Here is a 15,593-nt window from a genome sequence, read left to right as displayed (position 1 = left end):
GACATCGGAGACACGACGATATGGATCGCCTTCTTGTGCTGGCCCGCCACGGCCAGAGCGAATGGAACCTCAAGAACCTGTTCACCGGCTGGAAGGATCCGGGCCTGACCGATCTCGGGGTCCAGGAAGCCCGCACCGCCGGTCAGCGGCTCAAGGAGATGGGCGTCCAGTTCGACGTGGCCTTCACGTCCGATCTTTCCCGCGCGCAGCGCACCTGCAAGCTCATCCTGGAAGAGATCGGCCAGCCCGATCTCAGGACCATCGCCGACCAGGCCCTGAACGAGCGCGATTACGGCGATCTCGCCGGCCTCAACAAGGACGACGCCCGCGCCCGCTGGGGCGAGGAGCAGGTCCATCTCTGGCGCCGCTCCTACGACGTGCCGCCCCCCGGCGGCGAGAGCCTGAAGGACACGGTGGCCCGCGTGCTGCCCTACTACATCCGCGAGATCCTGCCCCGCGTCATGCGCGGCGAGCGCGTGCTCGTGGCCGCTCACGGCAACTCCCTGCGCGCCCTCGTGATGGTGCTCGACGGCCTCACCTCGGAGACCATCCCGGGCCTCGAGCTCGCAACGGGCATTCCGCTGGTCTACAAGCTCAACGAGGACACGACCGTCGCCAGCAAGAAAGTGCTGGAGGGGTAAGGTCCGCACGGTTATCGCACCCTCTCACGTCATGGCCGGGCTTGTCCCGGCCATCCATGTCTTTGCACCGGTGCGGCTCCGAAGACGTGGATCCCCGGAACAAGTCCGGGGATGACGGCTGAGAGAGGAGCGTGCCAAGATACTAGCAATGTCCGCCATCACCCTTAGCCCCGGCCTCACCTACTACCCCGACTATCTCGACCGCTCGGCGCAGGAGCAGCTGCTCCAGTCCCTGCGCGGGATCACGAAGGCCGCGCCACTCTTCACGCCGCGCATGCCGCGCACGGGAAAACCGTTCTCCGTGCGCATGACCAATTGCGGGCGGCTGGGCTGGGTGTCGGACGTGCAGGGCTATCGCTATCAGCCCACGCACCCCGAGACAGGCGAGGCGTGGCCGGCGATGCCGGAACAGGTGCTACGGGCTTGGCAGGAATTGAGCGGCTATCCGCATCCGCCCGATGCCTGCCTGATCAACTTCTACGAACAGAGCGCCCGCATGGGGATGCACCAGGACAAGGACGAGGAGGAGTTCGACGCGCCAGTCGTCTCCCTGTCCCTGGGCGACACGGCGCTGTTCCGCTATGGAGGGCTGGAGCGGAAGGATCCGACGAAATCGATCAAGCTCCGCTCCGGTGACGCGATCGTGTTCGGCGGGCCGGCGCGGCTGATCTATCATGGCGTCGACCGGCTGACGCCCGGCAGCTCGGACCTGCTGCCGCAGGGCGGACGGCTCAATCTCACCTTGCGCAAGGTGGAAAAGGCGCTCTAGCTTTGCCGAGACATCAACCTGCAACGATCCTGGAGGGGCATCCATGAAAGCTTTTGCAGCCGCCATTCTGGGCTTCGCCCTGTCGCTTCAGGCCGCCTTGGCGGCCGAGCCCGTGTTCCCGCCCGCCTCACGGATCGGCATCGTGCCGCCGCAGGACATGACCGTGTCGCGGCGCTTCAGCGGCTTCGAGAACGAGGAGAAGGCCGCCGCCATCAACCTCGTGGAGATGCCGGCGCAGGCCTATGAGCAGCTGGTCAAGGGCTTCACCAAGGATGCCCTGAAGCGCCAGGGATTGAACGAGACCTCCCGGGAGACCCTGAAGCTCGGCGACAAGGCCGGGGTGCTGATCGGCGGCACCATGGAGGGCCCCGTGGAGGGACGCAAATGGGTCATGGCCGTCAAGGGCCAGGACGTGACCGGCCTCATCATCGCGCAGGTGCGCGGCGGCGCGGACGGCTACAGCGAGGCTCAGATCCGTGATGCCTTGAAGAGCGTTGCCCTGCGCGGGCCGATTGCCATCGAGGAGCAGGTCTCAGCCCTGCCCTTCCGGCTCGGCGACCTGGCAGGCTTCCGTCCCGTGCGGGCGATCTCCGGCAACTCGGTCCTGTTCACGGATGGGCCCAAGGACACGATCAAGGCGGTGGAGCAGCCGCTCCTGATCATGGCCTCGTCCCTGGGCGCCGCGCCGCCCGCCGGCGATCAGCGCAACCAGTTCGCCCGCGCGGCGCTCCATTCCAACCAGATCCTCAAGGATGTCAGGATCGAGCGCTCGGAATCCTTCCGCTTCAAGGGCCAGGACTGGCACGAGATCGTCGCAAGAGCCGTGGAGGCGGAATCGGGCCAGCCGATCGTCGTGATGCAGACCATCCGCTTCGAGCCCGGCCGCTACGTGCGCATGGTCGGCCTGACCCGAGCGGAGCAGCGGGACGACAACCTGCGGCGCTTCCGGGCAGTGATCGACGGCGTGGAGATGAGTCCCTAGTCGCGCTTTGGAAAGGCCGGCAGGGACCAGCCGTGCAGGAGGGCGAGCGCCCTCAAGGTGAAGGCCGCGGCAAAGCCTATCGCGGCGCTGAAGAACGGATCGAGGCCGAGAGCCTGCAGGGCCACCATGACGGAGGCACCCAAAGCCGCCGCCGTGACGTAGATCTCCTTGCGCAGCACCAGGGGCGTCGTTCCCGCGAAGATGTCCCGGATGATCCCCCCGAAGGTGGCCGTGACGGTTCCGAGCGCCACCGCCGATAGGGCCGGCACGCCGGCGCCGAGCGCCTTTGCGGTTCCCGAGACGGCAAAGAGAGCCAAGCCCAGGGCGTCCGCCCAGAGCAGCAGGCGCCCCTGCCGCCCGCCTTCGATCCATGTCACGCGCTTGGGGCCGAGGGCGAAGACCAGCTCGGCCACGATGAGGCAGACGAGGACATCGACGGGGTCACCCACCCAGAAGACCGGCCGGATGCCGATGAGCAGGTCCCGCACGGTGCCGCCGCCGACGCCCGTGAGGGTCGCCAGAAGCGCAAAGCCGAACGGGTCCATGCCCTTGCGGGCCGCCATCAGCGCGCCCGACAGGGCGAAGACGGCGACGCCGATGGTCTCGAAGGGGATGGATTGGAGGAAGTTCACTGAACGCCAGATCTGTTCGCAAGAGCCATCATTGAGCTCTTTTCGTATTGATCATGCAGATCCGCGAGACGCAACCGGCTCTCCTCCCCCTTGTGGGGAGGAGTTGGAGGTGGGGGTGTGAGCGCCACGTTCTGAATTCTTGGCGCTCACACCCCCACCCTGACCCTCCCCACAAGGGGGAGGGAAAAATGTGGAGCCTCAGATCTTACGAAGCCGACGAATTGTCCGCCGTCTCGCCGCCGGCGCCGTTGGCGGCGGGCTTCGGGCCGCCCTTGGAGACACCGACGAGGGCCGGGCGCAGGACGCGCTCGCCGATCACATAGCCGGACTGGACCACCTGCAGGACCGTGCCGTTCGGCACCTCCGCGTTGGGGATCTCGAACATGGCCTGGTGCAGGTTCGGGTCGAACTTCTGCCCCTGCGGGTCGAGCCTCTTCACCCCGTGGCGCTCCAGGTTCTTCAACAGGTCGCGCTCGGTGAGGTCGATGCCGTCGATGAGGCCCTTGAAGGCGCCCTCGGCGGTCCTGCTCGCCTCCTCGGGCACGCTCTCGATGGCGCGGCGGATGTTGTCGGCCACGTTGAGCATGTCGCGGGCGAAGTTCGCCACCGCATAGGTGCGGGCGTCCGCAATCTCGCGCTCGGTGCGGCGGCGCAGGTTCTCCATGTCGGCCATCAGGCGCAGGAGCTTGTCCTTGAGATCCGCCTTCTCGGCTTCGAGAACGGCGATCGGGTCGGCCTCGGGCGCGGAAGCGGCCTCGGGGGCAGCATCGTTGGCGGGCTCGGCCTGCGGGGCCGCGTTCTGGTTTTCCGTGTCGTTCGGATTCATGGTCGATCAACTGAAGGTGGGAGAGGAATGGGTTCGGGGCACATATCAGGTCCCTGATGCCACAAATCAAGCGCTGCGCCGCTGGAGGGCGGCGGTTTCCTCCGCCTTGAACACGTCCAGAAGCGCCCGGCGGATGGTGGCCTGGCGGCCCGCATGAGTGATCTTCGTGCCGGTCAGGTCCGTCACGTAGAACACGTCCACGGCCTTCTCGCCGAAGGTCACGATATGGGCCGAGGCGATGTTGAGGTTGAGTTTCCCCAAAGCGGTGGTGAGGTCGTAGAGCAGGCCCGGCCGGTCGAGGCCGGAGACCTCGATCACCGTCTGGCGGTTCGACAGGGAATTGTCGATGCTCACCTCGGGCGGCACGTGGAAGGCCCGCGAGGCAGGTTTGGTCGGACGCTTGTTGTCCACGAGATCGGCGATCCTGACCTCGCCTTTCAGGGCCCGCTCGATGGCCTTGGCCACCCGCTCGGCCCGGCGCAGCTCGTCCTCGTCCCGGTCGAAGGCGCGGGAGAGCACGATGGTGTCGAGCGCAAGGCCGTCCGTGGTGGTGAAGATCTGCGCATCGACGATGTTGCCGCCGGACGCCGCGCAGGCTCCCGTGATGATCGCGAGCAGGCGCGGATGGTCCGGGGACAGGATGGTGAGTTCGGTCACGCCCTGGAACTGGTCCGTCTCGTATGCCGTGGTGACGGTCCGGCCATCCTTCTCCGACTCCCGCAGGAGACGAGCCTGCTTCGCCCGCCGGGTCTCGTCGGTCTTCATCCAATAGCCCGGCGTATGCCGGGGGGCATAGGCCTCGAACTCCTCGTCCGACCAATCGGGCAGCTCGGCGCGCAGCTGCTCCTGCGCAAGGCGCACGCGCTCGGAGCGGGCGAGATCCGTGGCCCCGCCGCCGAGGATCACCTCCGTCTCGTGATAGAGGTTGCGCAGGAGCTGGCCCTTCCATCCGGTCCAGGTGCCGGGCCCGACGGCCTTGATGTCCGCGATGGTGAGCACGAGCAGGAGCTTCAGGCGTTCCATGGTCTGCACCACCTCGGCGAAGCTCTTGATGGTGGCGGGATCGGAGAGGTCGCGGCTCTGCGCCGTGTTCGACATGAGCAGGTGATGCTCGATCAGCCAAGCGACCGTGTCGGTCTCGGCATCGGTGAGGCCGAAGCGGGGCCCGAGCTTGCGGGCGATGGCGGCACCGGCAGTGGAGTGATCCTCCGGCCGGCCCTTGGCGATGTCGTGCAGGAACACGGCCACGTAGAGCGCACGGCGGTTGCGGATGGTGGAAAAGATCCGGTTGGCGAGGGGATGCTCGCTGCCGAGGTGACCGGCCTCGATCTCGGTGAGCACGCCGACCGCGCGCACGAGGTGCTCGTCCACCGTATAGTGATGATACATGTTGAACTGCATCATCGCGACGATGCGGCCGAAATCCGGAACGAGGCGGCCGAGCACACCGGCCTCGTTCATCTGACGCAGCACCACCTCCGGGGCATTCTTGGACGTGATGATCTCGAGAAACAGCCGGTTGGCTTCCGGGTCGTTGCGCAGGCTCGGACCGATGAGCTTGAGCGAGCGTGTCGCCAGACGCTTGGCATCGGGATGAATCGCCAGGTTGTGCCGGTCGGCGAGCCAGAACAGGCGGATCAGGTTGACGGGATCGCGCTCGAACGCCTCCTCGCAGGCGACGTTGAGACGGTTGTTGTCGATGGTGAAATCGTCCCCCACGAGCGCACCGCCCCGCCGGCGGAAGCGGCCGAGAACACGGTCGAGCATGGGACGCGGCTTGGTCTGGCGTGATTCAAGCTCGGCGCAGACGATGGCCGTCAGATCGCCCACATCCTTGGCGATCAGGAAGTAGGCCTTCATGAACCGCTCGACTGCCGACAATCCGCCCCGGGGCGCATAGCCGATGCGCTCGGCGATGGTGCGCTGCAGGTCGAAGGTCAGGCGCTCCTCGGCGCGGCCGGTGGCGAAATGCATGTGACAGCGCACGCGCCAGAGAAACTCCTCGCAGCGCGCGAACAGGTTGAACTCGTCCCTCGTGAAGAGGCCCGCCGTGACCAGCTCCTCGGGCTCCTTCACCCGGTAGACGTATTTGGCGATCCAGAAGAGCGTGTTGAGATCGCGCAAGCCGCCCTTGCCGTCCTTCACGTTGGGCTCGACGAGGTAGCGGGAGGCGCCGGCCTTGGCCACGCGGGCATCCCGTTCCTTCAGCTTGGCATCCACGAAAGCCGGAGCAGACGTGGCGATGATTTCCTTGTCGAAGCGTTTGGTCAGATCGTCGAAGAGCTCCCTGTCGCCGAACAGGAAGCGTGTTTCGAGAAGCGACGTGCGGATCGTCATGTCGGCGCCCGCTTCGCGCAGGCATTCCTCCACCGAGCGGGTCGCGTGCCCCACCTTCAGCTTCAGGTCCCACAGCACATAGAGCATGGCCTCGACCACGCTCTCGCTCCAGGCGGTCTGCTTGTAGGGCAGCAGGAACAGGAGATCGACGTCGGAGCCGGGCGCCAGGGTGCCGCGCCCGTAGCCGCCGGTTGCCGCCACGGCGACGCGCTCTCCAGCAGACGGATTGGCGCTGGGGTAGAGATGCTGGACGACCGCGTCGTGCACGACGCGCACCAGCTCGTCCATCCGCTCGCAGAGATAGCGGGCGCAGGCCAGACCGTCCTGGCTCTCCAGGAGCTTTGCCTCGGCCTCAGCCCTCCCCTCATCGAGGAAGGTCTTGAGCAGGGGAACGAGCCCGGCGCGTAAGCCTGCGGCATCCCGGATGGGCTGGCTGCCAAGGCTTTGCAGGATGGTTTGGGGCTTCAGGGATGGCATGGAGCAACCGTATACGAGCTGCCTGTTGGCTTTCCACCAGAAAAGACCTCCGCCCAAGGGTGGACTCGCCTTATCCGGAAAAGCGGATAAGATGTTCTTTATAAGAAATCACGTTTGACATAAAAAACGACCAGTCCTATATAAAGGACACGCGCCGATTTGAAGCATGCAGCTTGCGGGCGCGAAACAAGTGCAGCTAAAGCGCCGGGCGCCTTCGAACGAAGCTCCCATGCGCCCAACATGGGACCAACACGATGAGCCTGACCCGCCGCCTTCTCCTCGCCGCCTCTGTCGCCACGACCCTGACATTGCTCGCCAACGGTGCCATTGCGCAACCGAAAGAGATCAGGCTCGATTTCGCCACGTACAACCCGGTGAGCCTCGTTCTCAAGGACAAGGGTTTCCTCGAGAAGGAGCTGGAGAAAGACGGCATCAAGGTGCGCTGGGTGCAGTCGCTCGGCTCCAACAAGGCGCTCGAATTCCTCAATGCCGGCTCGATCGATTTCGGCTCCACGGCCGGCGCCGCCGCCCTGATCGGCAAGATCAACGGCAACCCGATCAAGTCGATCTATGTCTATTCCCGCCCTGAATGGACGGCGCTCGTCACCCGCAAGGACACCGGCATCACCAAGGTCGAGGACCTGAAGGGCAAGCGCGTGGCCGTGACCCGCGGCACCGATCCGCACATCTTCCTGGTGCGCGCCCTGCAGGAGGCCAAGCTCACCGAGAAGGACGTGAAGCTCGTCCTGCTCCAGCATCCGGATGGTCGCACGGCGCTTGAGCGCGGCGACGTGGATGCCTGGGCCGGCCTCGACCCGCTGATGGCGGCTGCCGAGGCGGAGAGCGGCGCACAGCTGTTCTACCGCAACGCCGGCGCCAACACCTGGGGCGTGCTCAACGTCTCGGAAGCTTTTGCCAAGGAAAACCCGGCCCTCGTGGAGCGCGTGCTCAAGGCCTATGAGGAGGCACGCAAATATGCGCTCGCCAACAAGGACGAGCTGAAGAAGTCCCTGATCGCCTACACGAAGCTTCCTGAGCCGGTGATCGAGCGCCAGCTCGAGCGCACGGAGCTTACGCACTCCTCCATCGGTCAGCCTCAGGTCGACACCATCCTGGCCGCAGGTCTCGCTCTGCAGCAGGCCGGCGTCATCACCCCTGAGACCAATGTGCGCGCCGCCGTCGACTCGCTGATCGACCGCCGCTTCGCCACTGCGTCGCGCTGATGAGTTCATCACGGGAGAGCGCCGTGACAGGCAACGCTGCAAGCAACGCCTGGTCCTCCCATGAGGGTGCCGCCGCTCTCGCGGCCCCAACCTCCACCGAGAAGCGACGCGCCTTCGACTGGCGCATCCTTCTCGGCTTTTTTCTGCCTGTCGCCATCGCGCTTCTCTGGGAAGGGGCCGTCACCTTCGGCCTCGCCGAGGGCCGCCTCGTGCCGCCGCCGAGCCGCATCGTCGCGACGCTTTCCGCTCTCGCCGAAACCGGCGAGTTGTGGACGCATGCCTGGATGACGCTGTGGCGCGTTCTCGTCGGCTTTCTCATCGGCGCGTTGTCCGGCATCGTGCTCGGTGCGCTCTCAGGCTCCAGCCAGACCCTCCGGCAATTGCTCGACCCGACCCTGCAGGCCCTGCGCGCGATCCCCTCAATCGCCTGGGTGCCGCTGTTCATTCTGTGGCTCGGCATCTTCGAAGCATCGAAAGTGGCGCTCATCGCGGTGGGCGTGTTCTTTCCCGTGTATCTCGGCATTGCCGGCGCGATCCTCTCAGTCGACCGCAAGCTCGTGGAAGTGGGCCACGTGTTCCGCCTCTCGCGCGTCCAGCTCGCCCGTCGCATCCTGCTCCCGGCCGTTCTGCCCGAAGCCGTGATCGCGCTGCGCTCAGGCCTCGGACTCGGCTTCATGTTCGTGGTCGCGGCCGAATTCATGGGCGCATCGGAAGGCCTCGGCTATCTGCTCGTCGACGGACAGCAGATGGGCAAGCCCGACCAGATCCTTGCGGCCATCATTGCCTTCGCGTTGCTCGGCAAGCTTGCCGACAGTCTGCTGCTCGCCGCCGCCAAGCCGCTCGTGCGCTGGCAGGACACCGTGCGGGAGAGGTTGTGATGATACTCACCTGCTCCCCACTGTCATTCCGGGGCCGCGCAGCGGAGCCCGGAATCCATAAACACGACGCTTCTGGAAGAAGCATTGCGGCGCGCGCTCTTCCTTATCCTGCGCCGTCAGCGGTTATGGATTCCGGGCTCGGCCTACGGCCGCCCCGGAATGACAGTGAGGGTATCGATAAAGGTGGGAGGAGCGTTTCATGCTGAGCTTCGAACACCTTTCCAAGACCTACGCCGACGGCACCCGCGCGCTCTCCGACATCAATCTCACCGTGCACGAGGGCGAGATCGTGGCGCTGATCGGCGGCTCGGGCTGCGGCAAGACCACGTTGCTGCGCCTCATCGCCGGACTAGACCGTGAAAGCGCAGGCCGGATCCGCCTCGATGGCGAAGTGCTCCACGGGCCGCATCCGGCGGTGGGCATCGTGTTCCAGGAACCGCGCCTGCTGCCGTGGCTGTCGGTCTTCGACAACATCGCTTTCGGCCTCGCTGGGTTAAGCGCCGCTGAACGACAGGCGCGTGTGATGCATGCGCTCGAAAAGATCGGTCTCGTCGAGCACGCCAAGCGATGGCCGCGCGATCTTTCGGGCGGCCAGCAGCAGCGCGTGTCGATTGCACGCGCCTTCGTCACAAACCCGAAGGTGCTGCTCCTCGACGAGCCGTTCTCGGCCCTCGATGCTTTCACGCGGGCTAGCCTGCACGAGCATCTTCTTGGATTGTGGGAAGAGACGCGCCCGACCGTGGTGCTCGTCACGCACGATGTGCAGGAGGCGGTGACGCTTGCCGACCGCGCCGTGGTCATGCAGCCCAAGCCCGGCCGCATCTTCGACGAATTGCCGCTCACGCTTGCGCGTCCGCGCGACAGGACGGGCCTTCCCTTCGAGACCTCCGTGCGCCGCGTCTTGACGGCCCTCGACCATTCCCTCAAAGCTCCGCAACAGCAGCCCCAGCGCGAACGCGACCGTCAGGCCGCCGCGCTGTGGTGGTAACACACCTAAGGACACCATCATGGACGCCACCGCCCTTCGCGCTCTCCAGGCGCCGCTGAAGGATCAGTACCGCAGCGATCCGAACGCCGCCGTCATCACCCTGAAGGCGCAAGGCACGCTGGACGACCAGCACATCGCCTGCAAGGTCGAGACCGGTCGCGCGCTGGCCGTCGCAGGCCTGCACCCGGCCACCGGCGGTTCCGGGGCGGAGCTGTGCTCCGGCGACATGCTGCTCGAGGCGCTCGTGGCCTGCGCGGGCGTGACGCTGAAGGCAGTCGCCACCGCGCTCGAAATCGACCTGCGCCACGGCGCCGTGAAGGCGGAAGGCGATCTGGATTTCCGCGGCACGCTGGGCGTCGACAAGGGCGCGCCCGTGGGCTTTAAGAACATCCGCCTCTCCTTCGAGGTCGACACGGATGCCCCGCAGGAAAAGATCGACCAATTGCTCAAGCTCACCGAGCGCTACTGCGTCGTCTTCCAGACCCTCAACAACAAGCCCGAGCTGAGCGCGACGCTGACGCGCCGCTGATCTATCGGGCCTGCGAGCCGGGATACGCCACGCTCTTCGGGACGACCTGCTCCGGCGGATGGGTCAGAGCGTGGCGGCGGACACGTTCGAGATCACGGTCTTCGTCGAGGCTTTTCGCGGCTCGCCTCAGGGCATCCTCGGAATACTCTTCGGCTAGCCTGCCGAACACCTCAGGCGACAGTCTCGACAGGGACTGGAGCGCTTTCTGCAGCTTGATCCCCACCTCGACCAGACCGGCGCCGTCCCGCGCGATGGGCACGAAGAAATCCTCCATCATGTCCGCGGTGGACAGGGCCGGCATCCGCACCTTGGGGAAGGCGACATCCTCCTCCTCACTGTTCCTGCCGCCATAGAGGGCCAGGATGCGAACGCCGGCATTGATCACGTCGATGGCGGTCCCAGGATCGTTGATGGCCGGCGACAGTGCTCGCGAGGCCACCTCGCCGAGGGCGATGAGGCCAAAGCGGGGATCCTGCTCGTAAGTGCGCCGTCCGCCGATGAGAAAGGCACGGCGCACCCTGTCGACGTCCTCGTCCGACATCTCCTCGTCCACATAGGCGATAGGGCGCGTCGGCTCGACGAAGGCGCCGGGCAGAACATCCACGTCGATCAGCACGTCCCTGCTCTCGACGATGGAGGCCAGCTTCTCCACGTCGATGTTCTGAACGTAGCCGATCTCGGCGGGATAGACGGCCCGCGCCATGCGGATCCAGTCCAGGCGCGGCGCGGCGCGAAGATGCGGATGCCTGCACCATCGACTGAGAGCCGAGGACGTAGCCTCTTCGAGCTGCTCGATGGTCTCCCGCACGGTGCCGAGCTTGGTCAGCCGGCTGATCCAGCGCAGCAGCGTCACCACGATGAAGACGATCACCAGGATGGTGACGGCGAGCAGGACCAGGCGTCCGGTGGAGCCATAGGTTCCCGTCGAGAGGGCGACGATGCCGACGATGCTGTAGAGGAAGGCGCCCAGGAATGTCGCGAGGGCATTCTGCGCCGTCGTGTCCTCCATGAGGAGCTGCGTAGCCCGCGGCGTCAGGTTTGAGCTGGCCGATGCGAAGGCGGAAACCATCGTGGTCAGGGAAAAGGTCGTCACCGTCAGCATGCTGGCGGCCAGGATGCCGAGAATGTTGCCGACGGAATCGGCCCCGACGCTGAGGGCGATATCCTCGGGGATATAGGGCTGCAGCAGCAGCGCCGCGAAGGCTGCCGCAAAGCCGCCCAGGCAGAACAGCGTGATCCTGAACCAGATCTGGCGAACCAAGCGCCTGAGGAGAAGCTTCCAATGGGCCATCTCGCGAGCGGTCCTCCCTGGCCCAGCAACGCAGCGGGCCAGTTCCTACCGGAATGACACCCCGAGGGAGCGTTAGGTTCCCGAAGCGACCAGGGTTCTGGGTGCGCCGCTGATCGCAACCGCAGCGCCATTGCGGATTTCCTGCACGGTGAGCGCACGGGCGTTGGTGCCGTCGGGATTGAAGCGGAACACACCGTCGGCGCCCGCAAAGCCCGCCGGATTGGTCAGCATCGCGTCGCTGAAACCCTGCACGCCCTGCATGCGCGCAAGAGCCGCCGCAAGGGTCACGGCGTCGTAGGAGAGCGTCGCCAACCGGATCGGGTCAGCGTTGAAGCGCGCGCGGTAACGTTCGGCGAAGGCCTCGAAGCCGCGGTTGTCGGGCGCCGCGAACCAGCCGCCCTGCAGGGCCGGCAGTGCAAAGAGGCGCGGCTCGTTCCACACGCCGGTGCCGAGCGGCTTGACCCGCGTGGGATCGAAGCCTGCCATCTGCAGCGCCTGGGCGACCGCCGGCAAGCCGTCGCCGTTGTCGGGAATGAACAGGGCATCGGCCTGCGGGGCGGCTCCGCCGATCACGCGGGACAGGCGCTGCACGCCCACCTGCGGCTGCCCTGGCGGGTAGTATTCGAGCGCGGCGATGCGAAGACCCTGCCGGGCGGCCGCCTGCTGCAACCGCGCCTCGGCCACGCGGCCATATTGCGTTTCCGGGATCAGGGCCGCAATCGAGCGGCGGCCCTGGCTGGCCGCGAAGGCAACGATGCGGTCGACCTCCTCCTGCACCAGGAAGCTCAGGAGATAGACGCCGCGGGTGGCGACGCTCGCATCCGACGAGAAGCCGATGACGGGTTTGCCCCGCTCGCGCGCTACCTGGGCGGCGGCCTGGACGGAGCCGGAAAAGACCGGACCGATGATGAGCTCGGCCCCTTCCGCGAGGGCCTGCTGGGCAACGGCCCGTGCGCCCTCGGGCGTGCCGTTATCGTCCTTCACGAGAAGCGTGATGTCCTGGCCCTGGAATTCGCTCACCGCCATCTCGGCGGCGTTGCGCATGCTCTGCGCCACGTTCCCTCCCTGGCCGGGAGCGCTCATGGGCAGGATCACGGCAACCTTGACGGGACCGGTGCCGATGGTGGTGGAGCCGCCGGGCTGCCCAGTCGCCTGCATGGGAAACGCGGGCGGCGTCCGCCCGGGCGCATAGGACGGCTCGACGGGAACGGGCTGAGCCTGGCTTACCTTACGCGGCGGCAAAAGCGTTTCCGATCCGACGCAACCGGACAAAGCCAGCGAACCGGCCACGACAAGAGCCCAGGCTGCATGGCCCGGAAACCCTCGAGCCCAATCGTGCGATACACGCGCCATCTCCACCCCCTTTGGAAACAGCTTCTGTTCTTGAAGTTAAGCGTGGCAGAGAAAAGTAAACATTGTTTCTCACAGGACGCTCGAAAGCCCTACGCGCCTGCTTTCGCGAAGGCGCCGCTTCATGCAAGAGTGCCGACCTCATGACTCAGAGAATCGATAATCGAACAAGGCGGCGCGAGCCCAACGAGCGGATCGCCACCTTCACCGCCTTCGGCCTTGCCGCCGAGGCCAAGCCCCTCTCGCCAGGCCTCTATGTGGTCGCGACCCCCATCGGCAACCTGCAGGACGTATCCTTCCGGGCGCTCAGCGTGCTGGCGGCCGCGGATGCGGTCCTGGCCGAGGACACCCGGGTGACGAAGACGCTCCTGGCCCATTACGGCATCACCACCCCGCTGGTGGCCTATCACGAGCATTCCAACGAGGCCGTGCGCGAGCGCATGGTCCACCGCATCCGCGAGGGACAGGCCCTGGCGCTGGTTTCCGATGCCGGCACGCCGCTGGTGTCGGATCCCGGCTACAAGCTCGTCCAGGGGGCCATCGAGGAAGGGCTTCCGGTCACGCCGATTCCCGGCCCTTCCGCCGTGCTCACCGCGCTCGTGGCTTCGGGCCTGCCGACGGATCGGTTCTTCTTCGAAGGCTTCCTGCCGTCGAAAAGCGGCGCACGGCGTGCGAGGCTCGCCGAGATCGGCACCATTCCCGGCACGCTCATGCTCTTCGAGGGGCCGCACCGCCTGCCCGAAATGCTGGCGGACGCCGCCGATGTGCTGGGCGAGCGGCAAGCTGTCGTGGCGCGCGAACTGACGAAAATGTTCGAGACGATCCGGCGCGGCACGCTCCCCGAACTTGCCCGGCAATTCGCCGAGGAAGGCCCGCCCAAGGGCGAGATCGTGGTGCTGATCGGCGAAGCGACAAAGGAGATGCATGCGGCGGAAGCCGATGCAGCCCTCGACGGCAAGCTCGAAGCGGCGCTGAAGAACCACTCGATCAAGGACGCGGCAGCCATCGTGGCGGCGGATCTCGATATGCCCAAGCGCGAGGTCTATGCCCGCGCCCTGGTGCTCGCCAAGAAGGGCGAATGAAGAGCGCCCTCGACCGCCGCGAAGCGACCTTTCTGCGCGGGCACCGCGCGGAATGGATCGCGCTGCTGTTCCTGATCTCAAAGGGCTACCGCCCTCTCGCCCGCCGCTATGCCGCATCAGGCGGCGAGATCGACCTGATCGTAATGCGCGGCGACACCATCGCGTTCGTCGAGGTGAAGGCGCGCGCGCTCATGGATGACGCGCTCTCGGCCATCACGGCGCGTAAACGTCAGCGCTTCTCCCGCGCGGTGCGGACATGGCTTTCACGGAACGATTGGGCGGCGGATAAGGCATGGCGCGCGGATGCGGTGTTCATCGCTCCGAAAAAGTGGCCGGAGCATATCGTGAGCGCGTTCGAGTTGGAGATGGGCTGAAGCAGCAACATTGCTGCTGTCATTCCGGAGCTGCGCGGCAGAGCCCGAAATGACAGCGGAGGCGAAGTGAAAGCCTACTTGGCCTTCTTCGGTGCAAACACCGTCACGGCCGAGGGGCGGATCGAAAAATGCGCAGGCGTGTGGGTGACGATCTCGCCATCCGCATTGACGGGCTTGGGCTTGCGGGTTCGAACATCGAACTCCTTGGCGCGCACCGCCCGCACCTCGTTCCACGCGCCCTGCCGGCCGTGCCGGAACGAGCGGGCCATGAGGGCGAGCTTCCAGGCCTGCCTCAGTTCCAGGCTGTAGAGGTCGAGGTGATGGTCGTCGATGGCGGCATCCTGCTCGACCGCGTTGCCGCCGCCATAGAAGCGGCCGTTGCCCACTGCGACCTGGAGCGTGCGCACGCGCGCCGCCTCGTTCTCACTGTAGATGGTCGCCCGGAAGGGTTTCGCGTGCATCAGTACGTTCAGGGCCACCATGGCGTAACCCAGACGTCCCCAGCGGCGCTTGATGTCCCGCGTCAGCTTCTGAGCCAGTTCCGCCGAGAGCCCGACGCTCGCCACATTGAAAAAGGGCTCGCCGTTGACGATGCCGAGATCGATCCTGCGGGTGTGACCTTCGGCGATGACCCGGGCGGCGCCATCGAGGTCGAAGGGAACCTCAAGGGTGCGCGCGAGGTCGTTGGCCGTGCCGAGCGGCAGGATACCGAGCGGCAGCCCGGCCTCGATCACCCCGAAGGCTGCCGCATTCAGCGTCCCGTCTCCCCCGCCGACCACGGCGCAATCCACATCTTTCGCATGCTTGACGATGAGGGGCGACAGGTCCTCCCGGCGGCCGCAATCCACGTGAACCGGCTCGATTCCATGGTCCTTCAGGCGCTCGACGGCCATGTCACGCTGGGCGGCACCGCTGCGGCTCTTGGCATTGACGATCAGAAGGGCACGGCGGGGCATGGACTCTCACATGGAAAAGCTTGAGGAGATCTGCAAGGGGCACTCGTCAAGCGGGGCCGTTGGATAACCCGCCTTCCCTGTTTTCGTTCACGATAGCCGCCATGAAGAGTTGCCATCCCGCATTTTAGCGCCAATAACCCTGCTTCCCAGGAGGCCCGACTCATGACCCTCACCGTCGCGTTCCAGATGGATCACATCCGCAGCCTCAAGATTGCGGGCGATACCGGCTTCGCGCTGCTGCTCGAGGCCCAGCGACGG

The 15,593-nt window shown here is 66.0% G+C and carries 15 protein-coding genes and 1 pseudogene; 10 read left to right on the top strand and 6 right to left on the bottom strand.

The genetic code is table 11. The annotated features are described in order from the left end of the window. Positions 1-20: 20 nt before the first annotated feature. From MA07_RS21145 to MA07_RS21135, 3 genes are all read left to right on the top strand, one after another. Positions 21-641 carry a 2,3-bisphosphoglycerate-dependent phosphoglycerate mutase gene (locus tag MA07_RS21145; protein WP_036356445.1) on the top strand — a complete coding sequence of 207 codons (621 nt, stop codon included), beginning with the start codon at positions 21-23 and terminating at the stop codon, positions 639-641. A gap of 148 nt (positions 642-789) precedes the next feature. Beyond that, complete coding sequence (locus tag MA07_RS21140; RefSeq protein WP_036356443.1) at positions 790-1,410, top strand: alpha-ketoglutarate-dependent dioxygenase AlkB; 621 nt, start codon at positions 790-792, stop codon at positions 1,408-1,410. A gap of 43 nt (positions 1,411-1,453) precedes the next feature. Beyond that, positions 1,454-2,392 (top strand): hypothetical protein, encoded by a 939-nt coding sequence (locus MA07_RS21135; RefSeq protein ID WP_036356441.1) that lies wholly within the window; start codon positions 1,454-1,456, stop codon positions 2,390-2,392. Here MA07_RS21135 and MA07_RS21130 read toward each other — a convergent pair. From MA07_RS21130 to MA07_RS21120, 3 genes are all read right to left on the bottom strand, one after another. Next, positions 2,389-3,024, bottom strand: a complete 636-nt coding sequence (locus tag MA07_RS21130) for a trimeric intracellular cation channel family protein (RefSeq protein WP_244445325.1) — start codon at positions 3,022-3,024, stop codon at positions 2,389-2,391. The two genes, MA07_RS21135 and MA07_RS21130, sit on opposite strands and share 4 nt — an antisense overlap. A gap of 205 nt (positions 3,025-3,229) precedes the next feature. Further along, positions 3,230-3,850 carry a nucleotide exchange factor GrpE gene (grpE, locus tag MA07_RS21125; protein ID WP_036356437.1) on the bottom strand — a complete coding sequence of 207 codons (621 nt, stop codon included), beginning with the start codon at positions 3,848-3,850 and terminating at the stop codon, positions 3,230-3,232. Positions 3,851-3,916: 66 nt separating this feature from the next. Next, the gene (locus MA07_RS21120) at positions 3,917-6,664 is read right to left on the bottom strand and encodes a [protein-PII] uridylyltransferase (RefSeq protein WP_036356436.1); all 2,748 of its coding nucleotides are present in this window, start codon (positions 6,662-6,664) and stop codon (positions 3,917-3,919) included. A gap of 254 nt (positions 6,665-6,918) precedes the next feature. Here MA07_RS21120 and MA07_RS21115 point away from each other — a divergent pair, with 254 nt between their 5' ends. From MA07_RS21115 to MA07_RS21100, 4 genes are all read left to right on the top strand, one after another. Next, positions 6,919-7,887 (top strand): aliphatic sulfonate ABC transporter substrate-binding protein, encoded by a 969-nt coding sequence (locus MA07_RS21115; RefSeq protein ID WP_036356433.1) that lies wholly within the window; start codon positions 6,919-6,921, stop codon positions 7,885-7,887. 125 nt (positions 7,888-8,012) lie between these two features. Beyond that, positions 8,013-8,765: an ABC transporter permease gene (locus MA07_RS21110; RefSeq protein WP_244445329.1), complete on the top strand. Its 753-nt coding sequence runs from the start codon at positions 8,013-8,015 to the stop codon at positions 8,763-8,765. 199 nt (positions 8,766-8,964) lie between these two features. Next, positions 8,965-9,753 (top strand): ABC transporter ATP-binding protein, encoded by a 789-nt coding sequence (locus MA07_RS21105; protein WP_036356427.1) that lies wholly within the window; start codon positions 8,965-8,967, stop codon positions 9,751-9,753. A gap of 19 nt (positions 9,754-9,772) precedes the next feature. Further along, positions 9,773-10,282, top strand: a complete 510-nt coding sequence (locus MA07_RS21100; protein ID WP_036356424.1) for an OsmC family protein — start codon at positions 9,773-9,775, stop codon at positions 10,280-10,282. A gap of 1 nt (position 10,283) precedes the next feature. Here MA07_RS21100 and MA07_RS21095 read toward each other — a convergent pair whose 3' ends face one another. Next, positions 10,284-11,573: a DUF2254 domain-containing protein gene (locus MA07_RS21095; protein WP_081929101.1), complete on the bottom strand. Its 1,290-nt coding sequence runs from the start codon at positions 11,571-11,573 to the stop codon at positions 10,284-10,286. Positions 11,574-11,645: 72 nt separating this feature from the next. Beyond that, entirely contained in the window at positions 11,646-12,926 is a 1,281-nt protein-coding gene (locus tag MA07_RS21090) for a penicillin-binding protein activator (protein ID WP_036356421.1), read from the bottom strand. A gap of 140 nt (positions 12,927-13,066) precedes the next feature. Here MA07_RS21090 and rsmI point away from each other — a divergent pair, with 140 nt between their 5' ends. Together rsmI and MA07_RS21080 are read left to right on the top strand one after the other, a co-directional pair. After that, positions 13,067-14,005, top strand: a complete 939-nt coding sequence (rsmI, locus tag MA07_RS21085) for a 16S rRNA (cytidine(1402)-2'-O)-methyltransferase (protein ID WP_036356418.1) — start codon at positions 13,067-13,069, stop codon at positions 14,003-14,005. Beyond that, positions 14,002-14,379 (top strand): YraN family protein, encoded by a 378-nt coding sequence (locus tag MA07_RS21080; RefSeq protein ID WP_036356415.1) that lies wholly within the window; start codon positions 14,002-14,004, stop codon positions 14,377-14,379. The genes rsmI and MA07_RS21080 overlap by 4 nt, the downstream gene beginning before the upstream one ends. A 74-nt stretch (positions 14,380-14,453) precedes the next feature. Here the strand turns inward: MA07_RS21080 and MA07_RS21075 are convergent, their stop codons facing one another. After that, a complete protein-coding gene (locus tag MA07_RS21075) occupies positions 14,454-15,335 on the bottom strand; it encodes a lipid kinase (RefSeq protein WP_036356412.1) in 882 nt (293 codons plus the stop codon). A gap of 162 nt (positions 15,336-15,497) precedes the next feature. Between MA07_RS21075 and MA07_RS29180 the strand changes: the two are divergent. After that, a pseudogene (locus MA07_RS29180) lies at positions 15,498-15,593 on the top strand (glutathione synthase); the annotation flags it as partial.

Source organism: Microvirga sp. BSC39 (assembly GCF_000739015.1).
In the GTDB taxonomy this organism is placed as follows: domain Bacteria; phylum Pseudomonadota; class Alphaproteobacteria; order Rhizobiales; family Beijerinckiaceae; genus Microvirga.
Note: the sequence above shows the minus strand (reverse complement) of the source record. Positions and strands in the feature narration are given on the sequence as shown.